Origin of the sequence: Pantoea agglomerans NBRC 102470, from assembly GCF_001598475.1 — a bacterium.
Lineage (GTDB): Bacteria > Pseudomonadota > Gammaproteobacteria > Enterobacterales > Enterobacteriaceae > Pantoea > Pantoea agglomerans.
This window is the reverse complement of the sequence record NZ_BCZA01000007.1, coordinates 247,329-264,914: the sequence shown is the minus strand read 5'-3', so window position 1 is coordinate 264,914 and position 17,586 is coordinate 247,329. Positions and strand designations below refer to the sequence as shown.

Here is a 17,586-nt window from a genome sequence, read left to right as displayed (position 1 = left end):
GCCCTTGATCTTCTGATGAGCAAACCGATGAAAAACGCAACCTTCTACGTGCTGGAAACCGATGCAACGAGCGATGGCCTTAGCGCCGTTGAAGCGCTGGTGTGCAATCTGGCGGAAACACGCTGGCGGGCCGGAAAGCGGGTGTTGATCGCCTGCGAAGATGAACAGCAAGCCATTCGTCTCGACGAAGCGCTGTGGCAACGACCGGCAAACGCCTTCGTGCCGCATAACCTGGCGGGTGAAGGCCCGCGCTACGGTGCGCCGGTTGAGCTGGCCTGGCCACAGCGTCGCGGCAGTTCACCGCGTGACCTGCTGATTAGCCTGCTGCCCCACTTCGCAGATTTTGCTACTGCTTTCCATGAAGTGATAGACTTCGTTCCTTACGAAGACACGCTCAAACAACTGGCGCGCGACCGCTATAAAGCGTATCGCAGCGTTGGATTCCAATTGAATACGGCAGCGCCACCACAGCCGCAAACGACATAGCAGAAATGGAAAAGACATATAACCCGCAAGATATCGAGCAGCCGCTTTACGAGCATTGGGAAAAGCAGGGCTACTTCAAACCGAATGGCGATACCAGCCAGGAAAGCTTTTGCATCATGATCCCGCCGCCGAACGTCACCGGTAGCTTGCACATGGGTCACGCCTTCCAGCAAACCATCATGGACACCATGATCCGTTACCAGCGCATGCAGGGGAAAAATACCCTGTGGCAAGCAGGTACTGACCACGCGGGCATCGCCACGCAGATGGTGGTTGAGCGCAAAATTGCGGCTGAAGAGGGCAAGACGCGCCAGGACTATGGCCGTGATGCGTTCATCGACAAAATCTGGCAGTGGAAAGCAGAATCCGGCGGCACCATTACCCGCCAGATGCGCCGTCTGGGCAACTCCGTCGACTGGGAGCGCGAGCGCTTCACCATGGACGACGGCCTTTCCAACGCCGTGAAAGAGGTGTTTGTTCGCCTCTATAAAGAGAACCTGATCTACCGTGGCAAACGCCTGGTGAACTGGGATCCAAAACTGCGTACCGCAATCTCCGACCTGGAAGTGGAAAACCGCGAGAGCAAAGGCTCGATGTGGCATATCCGCTATCCACTGGCTGACGGCGCAAAAACCGCCGACGGCAAAGATTATCTGGTGGTCGCCACCACGCGTCCGGAAACCCTGCTGGGCGATACCGGCGTCGCCGTTAACCCGGAAGATCCACGTTACAAAGATCTGATCGGCAAATTTGTGATGCTGCCGCTGGTTGGCCGTCTTATCCCTATCGTTGGCGACGAACATGCCGACATGGAAAAAGGCACCGGCTGCGTCAAGATCACCCCGGCGCATGACTTCAACGACTACGAAGTCGGCCGTCGTCACAAACTGCCGATGATCAACATCCTGACCTTCGACGGCGATATCCGCGACCGTGCTCAGGTGTATGACACCAATGGCGAAGCCAGCGATGCCTGTTCCGATGAGATCCCGGCGGCTTTCCAGAACATGGAACGCTTCGCGGCGCGTAAAGCGATTGTTGCCGCTGTCGATGAACTCGGCCTGCTTGAAGAGATCAAACCCCACGATCTGACCGTGCCCTACGGCGACCGTGGCGGCGTGGTTATCGAGCCGATGCTGACTGATCAGTGGTATGTGCGTACCGCACCGCTGGCGAAAGTCGCGGTTGAAGCCGTTGAAAACGGCGACATCCAGTTTGTACCGAAGCAGTACGAAAACATGTACTTCTCCTGGATGCGCGATATTCAGGACTGGTGTATCTCCCGTCAGCTCTGGTGGGGTCACCGCATCCCGGCGTGGTATGACGACAACGGTAACGTCTACGTCGGCCGCACCGAAGACGAAGTGCGCGCCGAGAATAACCTGGCCGCCGATGTGGCGCTGCGTCAGGATGATGACGTGCTGGATACCTGGTTCTCCTCAGGTCTGTGGACCTTCTCCACCCTGGGCTGGCCGGAAAACACCGAAGCGCTGCGTACTTTCCATCCGACCAGTGTGCTGGTCAGCGGCTTCGACATCATCTTCTTCTGGATTGCCCGCATGATCATGCTGACCATGCACTTCATCAAAGATGAAAACGGCAAACCACAGGTACCGTTTAAAACCGTCTACATGACCGGTCTGATCCGTGATGAAGAAGGTCAGAAGATGTCGAAATCCAAGGGCAACGTGATTGACCCGCTGGATATGGTCGACGGCATTTCACTGGAAGCACTGCTGGAAAAACGCACCGGCAACATGATGCAGCCACAGCTGGCGGAGAAAATCCGCAAACGTACCGAGAAGCAGTTCCCGGACGGCATCGAGCCATCAGGCACCGATGCGCTGCGTTTCACCCTGGCGGCGCTGGCCTCTACCGGTCGCGACATCAACTGGGACATGAAGCGCCTGGAAGGCTATCGCAACTTCTGTAACAAGCTGTGGAACGCCAGCCGCTTTGTGCTGATGAACACCGAAGAGCAGGATTGCGGACAGAATGGCGGCGAAATGACGCTGTCGCTGGCAGATCGCTGGATCCTGACCGAGTTCAACAATACGGTGAAAGCGTACCGTGAAGCGCTGGATAGCTACCGTTTCGATATCGCGGCTAACCTGCTGTATGACTTCACCTGGAACCAGTTCTGCGACTGGTATCTGGAGCTGACCAAGCCGGTCATGAACAGCGGCAGTGAATCTGAACTGCGTGGCACCCGTCATACGCTGGTTCACGTGCTGGAAGCGCTGCTGCGTCTGGCGCATCCGATCATTCCGTTTATCACTGAAACCATCTGGCAGCGCGTGAAGGGGCTGAAAAATATCAGCGACGACACCATCATGCTGCAGCCTTTCCCGCAGTACGATGCGGCGAAAGAAGATGCCGAAGCGAAAGCGGACATTGAGTGGATGAAACAGGCGATCGTGGCGGTGCGTAATATCCGTGCCGAGATGAACATCGCACTGAGCAAGCCGCTGGATGTGCTGCTGCGTGACTGCTCGCCTGCGGCGCTGCGTCGCGTTGAAGCCAACCGCAACTTCCTGTCGCGCCTTGCGCGTCTGGAAAGCCTGACCATTCTGCCTGCAGGCGAGAAAGGTCCGGTGTCGGTGACCAAACTGGTCGAAGGCGCAGAGCTACTGATCCCGATGGCGGATCTGGTGGATAAAACCGCCGAGCTGGAGCGTCTGGCGAAAGAGCTGGTTAAGCTGGATGTGGAAATCGAGAAGATCGAAACCAAGCTGGCGAACGAAGGCTTTGTTTCGCGTGCTCCGGAAGCGGTGGTGGCGAAAGAGCGCGAACGCGTAGCGGACCTGCAACAATCAAAAACAAAACTGATTGAACAGCAGGCGGTCATTGCGGCGCTCTGATTGATTCCTCGCTCTGAAAAAACCCTGCGCTCTGGCGCGGGGTTTTTTAAATCATTTTTTCGATGACACCCTTCCCGTCCTTGTTTCAGCAGCAAGATGATCATGACTCTTTTCTAATACAGACAGGCATCTTTTTTCCCGGTCACTTTCTGACGTTAACTGAGTAAGCGCCGTGCGGGCTTTTAAAAAGTACGCATCTGTTTCATCCGGCGTCGGCTCAATAAATGGCATGCCGCATAGCTTATTAACATTGCCTTGATTAACGTATTTCATTACCGCGCCAGGATTTTCAGGTAAGGCATAGGCCATCGCGATGTCCAGACCTTCCTGAAAAGAGGTTGCGCCTAAGAATGGCGATCGATTAAGAATGGGGTAAAGTTCAATCCAGCGTGTCCGGCCCTGAGAAAGATATTCTGTTATCTTGTCATAATCAGCATCTGAAAGTGAACTGCTGTCATTATTGCGGGATGCCGTAATCACTTTATCTGACAAAACATGTTCTGCAGAATTGAACCTTCCTGATGAACAGGAGACGGAAAACAATGCTAATAGCAAAATAATGAGCCATTTCATTTCACTATTAACTCCCTGTCGCCGCTATCCGCAATACTTTTTCTTACATTGAAAGACGCGACAATACAGCCATTCGAAGCGGTACCAAAGCCGTTATCTCCATGAATAAGAAATCCGGCGCGACCACACATATTGTTACCCGCATAAGGTATCAGACGGAGAACAAATCGTCCGGCTGTAGGATGCTTTGCCATAGGACTGGCAATCTTATACTTTCCTGCTGGCAAAGGACCTTTGTTCACCTCACATGCTAATGCAGGATCGTCTTTATATCCTTCAGCCCCGGCATATAACGCATCGAATTTATAGACACCATCTCGTGTAAAAGATCGCTTTCTGACGTCATAGACCCATGTCATACACGCTCCTTAAAATGACTCACAGAATTGCTGCGCCATTGATAGTTGAATTATGTGCGTTCCTTCCATGAATCGGAGTGCTGAATATTGCCATCACAGTACTTCCAGGTGATTTTTTCGTAGCGCAGCGTTACTGACTCAAGATGGTTCATATTTTCAATGGATTTGATGTTATGCATGAGTGGATTAACCGACACCACTTTCACTCCTTCAATGAACATATTGAAGTACTCCTCTTCCTGGCCAGCGTGATTAATACGGTACCATTTTATTTCAGCTGACCTGAGTGTTTGCCCGGAGGAGACTGCTTTATAGAGATAAGGGCTGGATGAGTCGAATTCTTTTTCGAATTCTAATGCACTATGAACACGCGTCCCTGTGAGTTTACCGGTGTGAGGATCGACCGGTATGCTCAAACCATGCATGAAACTAAGTACTTCAATACTTCCTTCTCGATGTTGGACGTCAACTGATCCTTTGATATCTGCGCCACCATCATCTTTCAGCCATAGGTAAGCTGGAATTGCCATGAAATTAATCCTTTAATTAGCGTTAAAGGTATTAACTTACAGGAGTAGCAGTCAGCATTTTTGATTCACATCAATTAAGACAAACAAATTGATTGTGAAGTAATCAGCACTATTAAGACCAGAAGATAGAAACAATCCCTTATTACTGAACATAGTAAGGTGTAAATGATAAAACAGATTTTCAAGTGACATTAAAAAACATGACGTTTTTAAAGCCTCCCTGCATTGTCAGGAATATTGCTTTTACATGACGATAATGTTACTTCTGGTAAACGTCTAACCGATTTACATAGTTCAACTCCCACATGATTTCTGACTCTCAGCACCTCCAGGTGCGGCCGATTACTGCCGCCGATAATCCGCATATCGCCCAGGTGATCCGCGACGTTTCCGCGGAGTTCGGCCTGACGGCTGACAAGGGCTACACCGTTTCCGATCCGCAGCTCGACCAGCTGTTTGAGCTCTACAGTGCCGAACAGAGCGCCTACTGGATTGTTGAGTATCAGGGCAAGGTGGTCGGCGGCGGCGGTGTTGCGCCGCTCGCCTGCAGCGCGCCCGATATCTGCGAACTGCAAAAGATGTACTTTCTGCCGGAGGTGCGCGGTCAGGGTCTGGCACGCGAACTGGCGCTGCGGGCGATAGAACATGCACGCAGCCACGGCTTCCGTCGCTGCTATCTGGAAACCACCGCCAGCCTGACGCGGGCCATTAAACTCTATGAGTCACTCGGCTTCGAGCATATCGACAGCGCGATGGGCTGCACAGGCCATGTCGACTGCGAAGTGCGTATGTTGCGGAAGTTATAAGCCGCGCGCGACGTAACTCATATCGTTGATGGATTCAATCACGAACTCTCCGCTGTCGGTATAGCGCAGCCGGGTCACGCTCGCATTGTCCAGCGTCTGGTTTAATGACGTATCGCCAAGCGCCTGCAGTAGCGCTGTAATCGCCAGGCCATGCGTGACCACCAGAACGTTACCGCCGCCCTGCTGCCGGGCCTGCTGCGCTATCTCAGTCAGGCTATCGACCATTCGCTTCGCAACCTGCTGATAGCTTTCGGCCATGCCTGCTGATTTAATGCCTCTCAGTGCCGGCGTGCCTGACGCTTCCGCCTGCCGGATAGCGTCTATGATCCTGTCGACATGAACCTTGCCTTTGCCATAGGCCTCCATTAGCGCCGTATCGGATGCAAATCCCAACTCATGGGCGGCATCGTTCAACATATTATTATTCAGATCGCCCTCATACAGGCCAAAGCCCACTTCCCGCAATTCCCGGCGTTCGTTCAGCGGCAGCGGCGCTTTCCATGCCTGCATCACAAGCTGCGCGGTTTCTCTCGCTCTGCCAGCATCGCTGGACCAGACGGCGATAAACGGGATCGTCTTCAGACCGCGTCCCAGCTTTTGCGCCACCTCTACCCCCGCTGGCGTTAGCGGAGTATCTGCCCATCCCTGCGCGCGATGCACCGTGTTGAACATCGTTTTACCATGCCGCGTAACGTAGAGAGTGACATCGGCGGCAAAGGCTTCGCCTGCGACAGCCCCAACCACAATAAGAATCAGCAACGCTTTAAAAATTCTTTTCATCGTATTTTCCTTATCTGAACAGATTTAATTTATATTCAACCGCGATCTCTGCAGAAAGGCTGGGAGAACGCATATATTTCCCTTGCGCATTAAAAACCGGGGTTTCTTTATTATTCTTATATGACCAGCCATAACCGAATAGCGTAAAGACCGATAAATCCTTCAGGACCGGATGGGGTTCGATGAAGCGGTTTATGAGCGCGACTTCCCCCGAACGTATACGCGTATTACGATAATTAAACTGTCCATAGTTAATCTGAAATCCGCTAAAAATGCCTTTTGAAATTTCAAATTCCGTCTGCGACACCAGCGCCAGTTCTTTATCACGGGTATAATCTTTTCCGGCAGAGGTCAGGGCGTTGAAACGCCCACGGGTATTTTTTGTCAGCGGGCGCACATAATATCCCACCGCATTATGTTTGGGCGCCGAAGTCCAGGCGGCAGCGAATTTCTGTGTCCATCTGTCGTTAATCCAGTCTGCTTCACCGACATAGTGCCACGCGTGGTTATCGAACGATCTTTTGCTGGCCGCCATGCTTTTATAATTTTCCAGCCCCTGACTGCCATAAATTTGAGAGGACAAGCGCCAGTTCGGTGAGAGCGAGTAATTCGCTTCGATAACATGACGCCGCTGGTAGGCTTCCGCTTCGCCAAATGCGTAGGCGAGACGTCCGCGATCACCGGTATAGCTCAGTGCGCCGGTATAGATCGCATTAATTTTTCGTCGGTCCTGGGTTTGCAGGGCAAGACTCTCCGGCGAGTCGTGGCGAAGCGTTTTGGTCACGTAAGCCAAATCCAGCCGTACCTTCTGCACGTTCAGCGCGCCGCTATAGCCTGAGTAACTGTTGCGTGACAAGCGGTCCGTGGTGGTCAGCACGCCGATGTTTTTTAACTCCTGCCAGCCCGCTTTTCCTTTAAATCCCGCATTCGCGTCCCCCAGCTTCACTTTCAGATAGCGTTCACCAAACTTGCTGAAGCCGTGCGCGTCAGCTTTTTGCTGATGACCGCCGCTGTCGTAAAGCAGGCCGCGCGTGGCAAAGTAGTCGCTGGCTCCCAGCCTGATTGCTCGGGTATAGGTTGCATCGAAACCCAGCCAGTCCCACTGATAGCCGGAAAGAAAATTCAGGCTTGCCGCCTGTCCCCAGGCATTATGAACAGCGGCAGGCTGCGCTTCATTTTCCTTGAGATACTTCCAGTGATTACGCAGTCTGAGATCGAGTTGCGAATCACGCAGGAAAGCATTGTCAGAGAACGATAATGCGTCAGAAAAGTCAGCCCATGCGCCAGGTGGCTGCAAAAACAGTAAAATAAATAACGGAATACCTCGCTTTCCCCTCATGTTAATGACTCCTTCCATTAAATGCTTATTAGCAAAACTGGACGCCAAAAAAAAGTCGCTGATTCTTTTCCCCGGCTATAGCCGGTGCAAAAAAAAACCTGATTCACAACCCTCTCTGGCAAAGAGGTGTTATGAATCAGGTTTTGCTTGAAAAATAACAATCCTAATCCGGCAAGAGCACTATAGTTATTCCGCAAAGAAAAAACAGAAGAGATAAAGTATTTTGTGAGGGGTCACTCAAATTATATTTAGGGGAAGTAACGCGTTCACATTAGATTAATGGTTAATATTTATCTTTTTATTATTAATAAAATCAACCCGGTTCAATATAAAAAATAAACGGCCATCGTAAGAGCTCCGTTTACTCTTTTCAGAACGCCGGTACGCCGCTGTGAAAGCGTAATTCGTTGTCGGGTTCGCTAATTAACCGCCCTTCTGTTGCCCCAATCACCTGCACCCGCGGCGTGATGTCTCTGGTGGCAATCTGCGCCGCCAGGGTTAAATAGTCCTGATAATGCCGCGCCTCTGAGCGCAACAGCGACAGATAGAACTTCGCCAGTTCGTCATCAAGATAAGGTGCCAGACTGGCGAAACGTTCGCAGGAGCGCGCCTCGATGTAAGCGCCGCATATCAGCTTATCCACCAGCGTTTCCGGTTCATGGGTGGTGACTTCGCGCAGCAGCGATTTGGCATAGCGGCTGGAGGTAATCTTCTGATAGACCAGCCCGCGCGACTGCATAATTTCCCACACCTGATAGAAGTGATGCAGCTCCTCTTTAATCAGCAGCATCATCTTCTCCACCAGCTCATCCGCCCACGGCAGCGCATTGCGCACGATGATACGTTTTGTCAGGTTCTTATGGGCGTTGATAAAGTCGCTGTCGCCATCTTCGCGGAAGATAAAATCTTCATAGGGTTTCAGCCACGCCATAATGGTGTCGCCGCTGGGTTTGTCGGCAACATATTTGCGGATCAACCACACCGCGGTCTGTGCGGCTTTCAGTTCGCACACCAGATGGTCGGTTAACAGCAGGGTCAGATTTTCCGGCTTGCGCGCCTCATCAATCCAGGCCTGTGGCGTGCGGCAGTGCAGAAACTGATAGATCGGTTCAAGTAAGGGTGCGTAGTTCATGATGTTAAAACAGGTGGCAGGGGTGACAGGCGGAGAACTCTCCGCCCCGGCTACTTAGTGGCGAATACCATCATCATCTTCATCTTCGATGGCGTCGTCATCTTCATCTTCGGCATCGGGATCTTCAAAATAGGTACCCCAGCCGTCGTAATCGACGTTGTACTTACCAATCAGGTTCACCAGCTGCTCAACCTGCACATCGATCAGTTCAGGCTTCAGGGCGGATTCGCTGATGATGTCGACGCACATCACGGTGGTGCCATCTTCCAGCTCCAGCTCTTCCGGCTCGGTCACTTCATAACCCAGCTTGAACGCATCAACGGCCGCTTTTTCCAGCGAATCAAAATTATTGCATGAGAGATGGTGCTCGATGGTATAGAGCGCATCAGGATCGCTGCCATCCTCCAGCAGCTCTTCAATAATCTGCCGCGTCTCTTCCTGCTGCTCTTCCAGTAATGCTTCATATGCCATGACGATATCCTCTCTGAGTTCGGCAATAATCAATTATTTTCCCATACTGCCCGTCGCGCCACTACACAAAACGAAAAGTTTATTAGCACCGCACTTGAAAATGCATATTCATCCGGTTAGATTGAATTTTAATTCACTTTAATGATTACCGGAGTGTTGTATGAGTCAGCTGTATCAGCGCCATTTCCTCAGACTTCTGGATTTTACGCCCGCCGAGATTGATCACCTGCTTATCCTTTCCGCTGAATTGAAACGGGCGAAAAAAAGTGCCCAGGAAGTGCAGCATCTGAAAGGTAAAAACATCGCGCTCATCTTCGAAAAAGACTCGACCCGTACCCGATGCTCTTTCGAAGTTGCCGCTTACGATCAGGGTGCAAACGTCACCTATCTTGGCCCGAGTGGCAGCCAGATCGGCCATAAAGAGTCGATGCGCGACACCGCGCGGGTGCTGGGCCGGATGTACGATGGCATTCAGTATCGCGGTTACGGACAGGAACTGGTGGAAACACTGGCGGAACATGCCGGTGTGCCGGTGTGGAACGGCCTGACCACCGAGTTTCATCCGACCCAGCTGCTGGCCGACCTGCTGACCATGCAGGAGCATCTGCCGGGCAAAAAACTCAGCGAGATGACGCTGGTTTATGTGGGTGATGCGCGCAACAACATGGGCAACACCATGCTGGAAGCCGCCGCACAGGTGGGGCTGGATCTGCGTCTGGTGGCACCGAAGAGCTGCTGGCCAGAGGAGCAACTGGTGGCGCAGTGCCGTGAAGCCGCGCAGCAGACCGGCGGGAAAATTACCCTCACCGAAAATATTGCCGACGGCGTGAAAGGCGCTGACTTTATCTACACCGATGTCTGGGTGTCGATGGGCGAAGCCAAAGCGGTGTGGGCCGAGCGTATCGCGCTGCTGCGTGACTATCAGGTGAACCGGGCGATGCTCGATCTGACCGGCAACCCGCAGGTTAAATTCCTGCACTGTCTGCCCGCCTTCCACGACGACCAGACCACGCTGGGCCAGCAGATGGCGGAACAGTACGATCTGCCCAACGGCATGGAAGTGAGCAACGAGGTATTTGAGTCGCCGCACAGCATTGTGTTCGACCAGGCCGAGAACCGGATGCACACGATTAAAGCGGTAATGGTGGCCACGCTGGGCCAGCGCTGACCGACCAGCACCGCGCGGCTGAGGACGCTGAGTCGCGCCCGCTCATAGCGGCCGATTCACCGTCTTATCTGGCCCGGTCTCTGATCGGCTAAGCAGGCGCAAACGTTTTCCTCTTGCTGCCCCACCGCGAACGGGTATAATGCGGCCCAATTTGCCGGAGGAAATATGCTACAGCACAGCGGACAATTTGACGCTCAATCACGCCTGACCGCAGGCGGTGCTACTGTTTCTTTCGGTCATCGACCCGATCTTAAAAAAGCCCCTTAAGCAGGGGCTTTTTTTTGTCCGCAATCCGGCCGCGCAGAGGAGACAGCTATGGCTAACCCGCTATATCGCAAGCACATTATTTCAATCAACGACCTCAGTCGTGAAGAGCTGGAACTGGCGCTACACACCGCCGCAAAGCTGAAAGCCCACCCGCAGCCGGAACTGCTGAAGCACAAGGTTATCGCCAGCTGCTTCTTTGAGGCGTCGACCCGTACCCGCCTGTCGTTTGAAACCGCCATTCATCGCCTCGGCGCGTCAGCGGTGGGCTTTGCTGACGGCAGTAATACGTCGCTGGGCAAAAAAGGCGAAACCCTGGCCGACACCATTTCAGTGATCAGCACCTACGTCGATGCCATTGTGATGCGTCACCCGCAGGAAGGCGCAGCGCGGCTGGCGACCGAATTCTCCGGCGGCATCCCGATTCTCAACGCCGGTGACGGCGCGAACCAGCATCCGACCCAGACGCTGCTTGATCTCTTCACCATTCAGGAGACGCAGAGCCGTCTTAATCAGCTGAATGTGGCGATGGTCGGCGACCTGAAGTATGGCCGAACCGTCCACTCCCTGACCCAGGCGCTGGCGAAGTTTGACGGCAACCGCTTCTTTTTTATCGCGCCCGATGCGCTGGCGATGCCGGCCTATATCACCGATATGCTGGATGAGAAGAATATCAGCTGGTCACGTCACGACAGCTTTGAAGAGGTGATGCCGCATCTCGATATCCTCTACATGACGCGCGTGCAGAAAGAACGGCTCGATCCGTCAGAATATGCCAACGTCAAAGCGCAGTTCATTCTGCGCGCCGCCGATCTCGCTACAGCGCGCGACAATATGAAGGTACTGCACCCGCTGCCGCGCATCGACGAAATCACCACCGATGTCGACAAAACCCCGTATGCCTGGTATTTCCAGCAGGCGGGTAACGGCATCTATGCGCGCCAGGCTCTGCTGGCACTGGTTTTAAACAGCGAACTCGCCCTGTAAGGAGATACCCCCATGACGCAGGACAACAAACTGCAGGTCGAAGCGATCAAACGCGGCACGGTCATCGACCATATTCCGGCGCAGATCGGCTTTAAATTGCTCTCCCTGTTCCGGCTGACCGAAACCGATCAGCGCATTACCATTGGCCTGAATCTGCCCTCGGGCGAGATGGGCCGCAAAGATCTGATCAAGATTGAGAACACCTTTCTCACCGACGATCAGGTGAATCAGCTGGCGGTCTACGCGCCCCATGCCACGGTCAACCGCATCGACGACTATGAAGTGGTCGCGAAGATCGCCCCGACGCTGCCGGACCACGTTGAACGGGTGCTGACCTGCCCGAACAGCAACTGCATCAGCCGCAGCGAGCCGGTCTTCTCCAGCTTTGCCGTGAAGCAGCGCGCCGACGATGTGCATCTGAAGTGCAAATATTGCGAAAAAGAGTTCGCCCGCCATGTGGTGCTGGGTCACTGGTAATCGCCCTGCCCGACCTTATAATGGGCAACACCGGCGGCATCGCCGCCTGACGACGTAATCAAAGGAGCAATGATGTCTCGTGAAATCAGTACTGAAAAAGCCCCTGCCGCTATCGGCCCCTATGTTCAGGGTGTCGATCTGGGCAGCATGATCATCACCTCGGGTCAGATCCCGGTGGATCCGGCGACCGGCCAGGTGGCGGATGACGTTGCCGCACAGGCGCGTCAGTCACTGGAAAATGTGAAGGCGATTGTTGAAGCAGCAGGTCTGAAGGTCGGCGACATCGTGAAGACCACGGTGTTCGTGAAAGACTTAAATGACTTCGCCACGGTCAATGCGGCTTATGAGGCGTTTTTCACCGAGCATGAAGCTCACTTCCCGGCGCGTTCCTGTGTCGAAGTGGCGCGTCTGCCAAAAGATGTGAAGATCGAAATCGAAGCGATTGCCCTTCGTCGCTAATCTCCGTTGTTAACATCTATTGTTAACGAGGGCGCCCGCCTCTCTCCGGCTATCCCGGAGAGAGGCGGTGAATCGCTTAACGCTTAGCCGGTCGCCACAGCCACAGCAGCGCTATCGCCAGCGCAAACAGCACGCCAAAACCGACGCCCGTCGCCACCGCAGGTGCACCCGCCTTAATCGCCAGCGTATAGAACCCCAGCATGATCAGCATGGCGCTGTTCTCACCCAGATTCTGCACCGCAATCGCATTACCTGAACCGACGCTCTCTTTGCCCCGCGCCTGCAACAGCGCATTCAGCGGCACCACAAAGAAACCGCCCAGCGCACCAATCAGCATCAGCACTAAGTACGCATTCAGCAGAGAATGCTGCAGCGCGAAGACGACGACCATCACACCAATCAGCACACCGGCTGGCATACAGCGACGCACCGTTTCAAGCGTCACCAGCTTCGCCGCCGCCGCCGCCCCAATCACGATGCCAATCGCTACCATGGCATTCAGCGTGGTCGGCGTGGTGTTGTCATTGATGCCCAGCGCCACCGGCACCCACAGCACCAGCAGAAAACGCAGCGTCACGCCTGCGCCCCAGAACAGGCTGGTGCCGAGCAGCGAGAAGCGCGTCTCCGCATCACGCCATAGCAGCGCGGCGGCACTGAAAAAACTGCGTGCCATCATACCCAGCTGCCAGCTCTGACCGGGACGCGCCGCCTGCAGTTTCGGGATAAACAGGTTGGCTACCACGGCAATGCCGTAGGTCAGCGCACAGATCCCCAGCGCCGCCAGCAGATGCCAGTCAGCCAGCATCCCACCCGCCACTGAGCCGAGCAGAATGGCGGCGATGGTCGATCCCTCCATCAGCCCGTTGGCTTTCACCAGCTTCTCGCCGTGGGTGATCTCACCGAGAATGCCATATTTAGCCGGGGAGTAGGCCGCTGCGCCCGCGCCCACCAGGGTATAACCGAGGAAGGGATTAAAGCCGAAACAGATCACCAGCGCGCCCAGCAGCTTCAGGCTGTTGGCGAGCATCATCACCCGCCCTTTTGCCATGCTGTCCGCCACCTGACCGACAAACGGTGCCAGCAGAATGTAGGCTGCGACAAAGAGCATCTGCAGCACCGGCTGACTCCAGTCGGGATAGAACTGGCTTTTCAGCACGGCCAGCGTGGCAAACAGCAGCGCGTTATCGCCGAAGGCCGAAAAGAACTGGGCGATAATCACGGCGATCATGCCGCGTGACATCAGCGGCGCATTACGATCAAGGCTCATGCCTGCTCCTCTTCCGCCATTTTTTTCAGCGTGACGTAATCGGGTTTACCGCTGCCCAGCTGCGGCAACTGCTTCATCACCCGGATATCACGCGGCAGCGCCAGTTCTGGCGCACCCAGCTCGCGGGCCGCTTTCTGCAGGCTGTCGCGCGCCAGTTCAGCGTCGGTGGTGAACAGCACCAGCGCCTCACCACGCTGACCATCCGGGCGCAGCGAGGCGGCATGTTGTTTGTCCGGCGACGCCTTCAGAGCGATCTGCTCGACGATCTCCAGCGACACCATCTCACCGGCAATCTTCGCGAAGCGTTTGGCGCGCCCCTGAATCTGGCAGAAACCGCCGTCATCAAAGCTGACGATATCACCCGTGTCATACCAGCCCGCTTCCTGATTGCCTTCGCCATCGTCGGCGACCGGCACTTCCAGCACGCCTGGATTCTCGACGCGCAGATAGCCCTTCATCACGTTCGGTCCGCGCAGCTGCAGCCGTCCGCCCTGCTCAATGCCCGGCACCGACATCAGCCGCGAATCCATGCCCGGCAGAATGCGTCCGACGGTGTGCGCCTTCGCCGCCATCGGCACGTTAATCGCGACCACTGGCGCGCATTCGGTTACGCCGTAGCCTTCAAGAATGCGAATGCCATACTTCTCCATGTAGAGCTGACGGGTGTTCTCCTGTAGCTTCTCCGCCCCCGCCACCACATAGCGCAGGCGGGCAAAATCATAGGGCGCGGCAAAGCGCGCGTAGTTGCCGAGGAAGGTCGAGGTGCCAAACAGCACGGTGCAGTTGCGGTCATAAACCAGCTCCGGCACGATGCGATAGTGCAGCGGGCTGGGATAGAGGAACACCTGGGCGCCGGTCATCAGCGGCGTAAACAGCCCGACGGTCAGACCAAATGCATGGAACAGCGGCAGCGCCGACATAAAGCGGTCGCGCGGGGTGAAGTCGGCGATGGTGCGGATCTGTTCGACGTTCGCCAGCAGGCTTTTATGCGAATGCACCACCCCTTTGGGGTTGCCTTCCGAGCCGGAGGTAAACAGTACCATCGCGGCGTCTTCCGGCTGCTGGGGCAGCTGCGCGCGATGCGGCATCAGCAGATGGGCGACGATCCACAGTTTATCTTTACTGGTCACGGTATCTTTCAGATCTTCCAGATAGATCCACTGCACATCATCAAGCCCCTGCGGCAGATGCCACAGGTTGCCTTTGTCCAGGAACTGGCGCGACGTGAAGACCGTTTTGATCTGCGCGGCGGTCAGTGCCGCCCGCATGCCGTTCACGCCCGCCGTGTAGTTGAGCATCGCCGGAACGCGTCCACGCAGGGATGCCCCGAAAATCGCCGCCGCCGTGACGGTGGTATTGGGCAGCAGCAGCCCTACCACTTCGCGCGGCTGGCTGTAGCGCTCCAGAATACGGCCCACGCCCAGCGCCTTCTTCAGCAGTCCGTTGTAGCTGTCAGGTTTGAAATTGACATCTTCGATGCAGCGTTTAAACGCGCCATAACGCGTACGCGCCGCCAGAAACGCCTCAAACAGGGTTTCACGCGGACGCACCGCCATGCGCGCTTCCATCATCACATGGTGCAGATGCTCACCGGCCAGCACGCGCCGATCGCGCGCCCGTTTCGCCTCCGGCATCGGAATGCGGGTGGCGGGCAGAATCGTCAGGGTGATGCGCGGGAACAGGCGACGTTTAAACACGCCCGCCAGACGACCAAACGGCGTGTACTCTGCGCCTTCAATGCGCATCGGCACCACATTCGCGCCCGAACGCGCCGCGACAAAACCCGCCCCGCTGTAGATCTTCATCAGCGATCCGGTGACGGTAATACGTCCTTCCGGGAAGATCACCACCGGACGGCCACTGTCGATCAGCCTGACCAGCTGTTTGAGCGCCATGGGTTTGGTGGGATCGAGCGGCACATAGTCGATAAAGGGTTTAACCAGCCGCATAAACCAGCTTTCGCTGATGGTCGAATAGACCGCATAGACCGGCTTAATCGGCAAAAATAGCGCCAGCAATATGCCGTCGAGAAACGACATATGGTTCGGCGTGATCAATACCTTCTGCTTATGCAGTTCGGCGACGTCGCCACGTAGTTCGACCCGCCATAACAGGCGAAATATCAGGCGCAATAGTGTGAAAACCATGCCGGCTCCTTAGCATCGTGAAAATAGCCCCTCACGATGCAGGATTTGACGCGGTTCGACAACAGAATTATCGGTAACCTGACGCCGCCTTCAGGGTGCCTGCCAGCCACCGCCGAGTGCCGCAATCAGCGCCACACTGCTGACCCACTGCGTGCTCTGCAACGTCAGCAAACTCTGCTGCGTACTCAGGCGGCTGTTTTCGGTGGTCGCCACATCCAGATACGTAATCATGCCCGCCTCATACTGCAAACGCGTCACCCGCGACGAGGTCTGCGCCGCGTCGGTGGCGCGCTGCTGCGCGGCGATCTCACCCTGCAGCGTGTTCAGCTCCACCAGCTTATCTTCCACCTCCTGCATTGCGGTCAGCACCGTCTGACGATAGGTCGCAACGCTGGCATCCCAGCTCGCTCGTGCCTGATCGACCTGTGCTGCGGTCGCACCAAAATCCAGCAGCGTGCCGCTCAGCTCCGGCCCCAGCGACCAGACGCGGTTCGGCAGCGAGAAGAGCGAATGCAGCACGGAAGAACTGACGCCACCGCTGGCGCTCAGGGTCAGGTCGGGATAGTAACCGGCCACCGCCACGCCCACCGCAGCATTGGCCGCGGCCATGTTACGTTCGGCGTAAGCAATGTCGGGACGGCGCTGCAACAGCTCGCCCGGCAGGGCTGCCGGAATCGCGGGCAGCGTGGCCGTCAGCGGCGCGGCGGTCAGGCTGAATTCAGCGGGTGCTTTGCCGACCAGCAGCGCAATGGCGTGCTCCATCTGTGCACGCTGCCACTGATAATCCTGCGCCGAGGCGCTGGCGCTCTCCAGCTGCAGCTGCGCCTGAGCCAGGGTGGCACGCGACGCGGTGCCCGCCTGATACTGGCTGGTAATCACTTTCAGATAGCGCTGATAAGCATCAACGCTCTGCTGATAGAGCGCGATTTTCTGATCCATGATGCGCAGCTGGAAATAGTCCTGCGCCAGCTCAGACTGGGCGCTCAGGGTGATATTGGCCAGTTCCGCCGCGCTGGCCGAGGCGCTGGCGCGGTTCTCCTCCAGCGTGCGTCGCAGTTTGCCCCACAGATCCAGCTCCCAGCTGGCGCTCAGCTCCGCCTGATGGCTGCTGCTGGTGGTGCGAACGCTGCTGTCAGTCGCGTGGCTGCCGCTGCGCGTCGCGCTGCCGTCATAGCCCAGCGAGGGAAACAGCGCCGCGCGTGACTCACTCGCCAGCGCCTGTGCCTGCCGGTACTGCGCGGCATAATTCGCCACGTTCTGGTTCGAGATGCTCACCTGGTTCAGCAGGCCGCTCAGGGTGGCGTCGTGATAAACCGCCCACCATTCGCCTTTGCTTTGCGCATCAAGCGGCGTCGCCTGCTGCCAGCCTCTGGCCTCTTTATAGTGGACCGGCATCACCATCGCGGGGCGCTGATAGTCGGGACCGACGCTACAGCCGCCCAGCAGCAGCATCACAACAAAGGGGATAAGCGGTTTCATG

The 17,586-nt window shown here is 55.7% G+C and carries 17 protein-coding genes; 7 read left to right on the top strand and 10 right to left on the bottom strand.

Translation table 11 applies throughout. The features are described 5' to 3' along the window. Positions 1-27 precede the first annotated feature (27 nt). Together PAG01S_RS16130 and PAG01S_RS16125 are read left to right on the top strand one after the other, a co-directional pair. Positions 28-486, top strand: coding sequence for a DNA polymerase III subunit chi (locus PAG01S_RS16130; protein WP_010251657.1), 459 nt, complete (start codon positions 28-30; stop codon positions 484-486). A gap of 5 nt (positions 487-491) precedes the next feature. After that, a complete protein-coding gene (locus PAG01S_RS16125) occupies positions 492-3,347 on the top strand; it encodes a valine--tRNA ligase (protein WP_010251660.1) in 2,856 nt (951 codons plus the stop codon). A gap of 51 nt (positions 3,348-3,398) precedes the next feature. Here PAG01S_RS16125 and PAG01S_RS22120 read toward each other — a convergent pair whose 3' ends face one another. Genes PAG01S_RS22120 through PAG01S_RS16110 form a run of 3 tightly spaced genes read right to left on the bottom strand, consistent with a single transcriptional unit; the run spans position 3,399 to position 4,809 of the window. Continuing rightward, positions 3,399-3,920 carry a hypothetical protein gene (locus PAG01S_RS22120; protein WP_062759385.1) on the bottom strand — a complete coding sequence of 174 codons (522 nt, stop codon included), beginning with the start codon at positions 3,918-3,920 and terminating at the stop codon, positions 3,399-3,401. After that, the gene (locus PAG01S_RS16115) at positions 3,917-4,279 is read right to left on the bottom strand and encodes a tlde1 domain-containing protein (protein ID WP_010671784.1); all 363 of its coding nucleotides are present in this window, start codon (positions 4,277-4,279) and stop codon (positions 3,917-3,919) included. The genes PAG01S_RS22120 and PAG01S_RS16115 overlap by 4 nt, the downstream gene beginning before the upstream one ends. Positions 4,280-4,329: 50 nt before the next feature. Next, positions 4,330-4,809, bottom strand: a complete 480-nt coding sequence (locus PAG01S_RS16110) for an Hcp family type VI secretion system effector (protein ID WP_010671785.1) — start codon at positions 4,807-4,809, stop codon at positions 4,330-4,332. Between the two features lie 305 nt (positions 4,810-5,114). Here PAG01S_RS16110 and PAG01S_RS16105 point away from each other — a divergent pair, with 305 nt between their 5' ends. After that, positions 5,115-5,615, top strand: coding sequence for a GNAT family N-acetyltransferase (locus tag PAG01S_RS16105; RefSeq protein ID WP_010671786.1), 501 nt, complete (start codon positions 5,115-5,117; stop codon positions 5,613-5,615). Here PAG01S_RS16105 and PAG01S_RS16100 read toward each other — a convergent pair. The 4 genes from PAG01S_RS16100 to rraB form a co-directional block, all read right to left on the bottom strand. Next, on the bottom strand, positions 5,610-6,395 hold the full coding sequence (locus tag PAG01S_RS16100) for a histidine phosphatase family protein (protein WP_062759384.1): 786 nt from the start codon (positions 6,393-6,395) through the stop codon (positions 5,610-5,612). The genes PAG01S_RS16105 and PAG01S_RS16100 overlap by 6 nt on opposite strands. A gap of 10 nt (positions 6,396-6,405) precedes the next feature. Continuing rightward, complete coding sequence (locus PAG01S_RS16095) at positions 6,406-7,734, bottom strand: OprD family porin (protein WP_062759383.1); 1,329 nt, start codon at positions 7,732-7,734, stop codon at positions 6,406-6,408. A gap of 370 nt (positions 7,735-8,104) precedes the next feature. Beyond that, positions 8,105-8,866 carry a tRNA isopentenyl-2-thiomethyl-A-37 hydroxylase MiaE gene (gene miaE, locus PAG01S_RS16090; RefSeq protein ID WP_062759382.1) on the bottom strand — a complete coding sequence of 254 codons (762 nt, stop codon included), beginning with the start codon at positions 8,864-8,866 and terminating at the stop codon, positions 8,105-8,107. Between the two features lie 54 nt (positions 8,867-8,920). Continuing rightward, positions 8,921-9,337, bottom strand: a complete 417-nt coding sequence (gene rraB / locus PAG01S_RS16085; RefSeq protein ID WP_010251675.1) for a ribonuclease E inhibitor RraB — start codon at positions 9,335-9,337, stop codon at positions 8,921-8,923. Positions 9,338-9,497: 160 nt separating this feature from the next. Here rraB and argF point away from each other — a divergent pair, with 160 nt between their 5' ends. From argF to ridA, 4 genes are all read left to right on the top strand, one after another. Continuing rightward, the gene (gene argF, locus PAG01S_RS16080; protein WP_062759381.1) at positions 9,498-10,505 is read left to right on the top strand and encodes an ornithine carbamoyltransferase; all 1,008 of its coding nucleotides are present in this window, start codon (positions 9,498-9,500) and stop codon (positions 10,503-10,505) included. A gap of 315 nt (positions 10,506-10,820) precedes the next feature. Beyond that, on the top strand, positions 10,821-11,756 hold the full coding sequence (pyrB, locus tag PAG01S_RS16075; protein WP_062759380.1) for an aspartate carbamoyltransferase: 936 nt from the start codon (positions 10,821-10,823) through the stop codon (positions 11,754-11,756). A gap of 12 nt (positions 11,757-11,768) precedes the next feature. Beyond that, positions 11,769-12,233: an aspartate carbamoyltransferase regulatory subunit gene (gene pyrI / locus PAG01S_RS16070; RefSeq protein WP_010251684.1), complete on the top strand. Its 465-nt coding sequence runs from the start codon at positions 11,769-11,771 to the stop codon at positions 12,231-12,233. A 72-nt stretch (positions 12,234-12,305) separates the two neighbouring features. Then, on the top strand, positions 12,306-12,692 hold the full coding sequence (gene ridA / locus PAG01S_RS16065; RefSeq protein WP_010251687.1) for a 2-iminobutanoate/2-iminopropanoate deaminase: 387 nt from the start codon (positions 12,306-12,308) through the stop codon (positions 12,690-12,692). Positions 12,693-12,768: 76 nt separating this feature from the next. Here the strand turns inward: ridA and lplT are convergent, their stop codons facing one another. The 3 genes from lplT to PAG01S_RS16050 all read right to left on the bottom strand — a co-directional run bounded on the left by lplT (position 12,769) and on the right by PAG01S_RS16050 (position 17,585). Then, positions 12,769-13,959: a lysophospholipid transporter LplT gene (gene lplT / locus PAG01S_RS16060; RefSeq protein ID WP_062759379.1), complete on the bottom strand. Its 1,191-nt coding sequence runs from the start codon at positions 13,957-13,959 to the stop codon at positions 12,769-12,771. Beyond that, positions 13,956-16,106, bottom strand: a complete 2,151-nt coding sequence (gene aas, locus PAG01S_RS16055) for a bifunctional acyl-ACP--phospholipid O-acyltransferase/long-chain-fatty-acid--ACP ligase (protein WP_010671792.1) — start codon at positions 16,104-16,106, stop codon at positions 13,956-13,958. Before aas ends, lplT begins: the two co-directional genes overlap by 4 nt. A 90-nt stretch (positions 16,107-16,196) precedes the next feature. Further along, a complete protein-coding gene (locus tag PAG01S_RS16050) occupies positions 16,197-17,585 on the bottom strand; it encodes an efflux transporter outer membrane subunit (protein WP_062759378.1) in 1,389 nt (462 codons plus the stop codon). Position 17,586 lies beyond the last annotated feature (1 nt).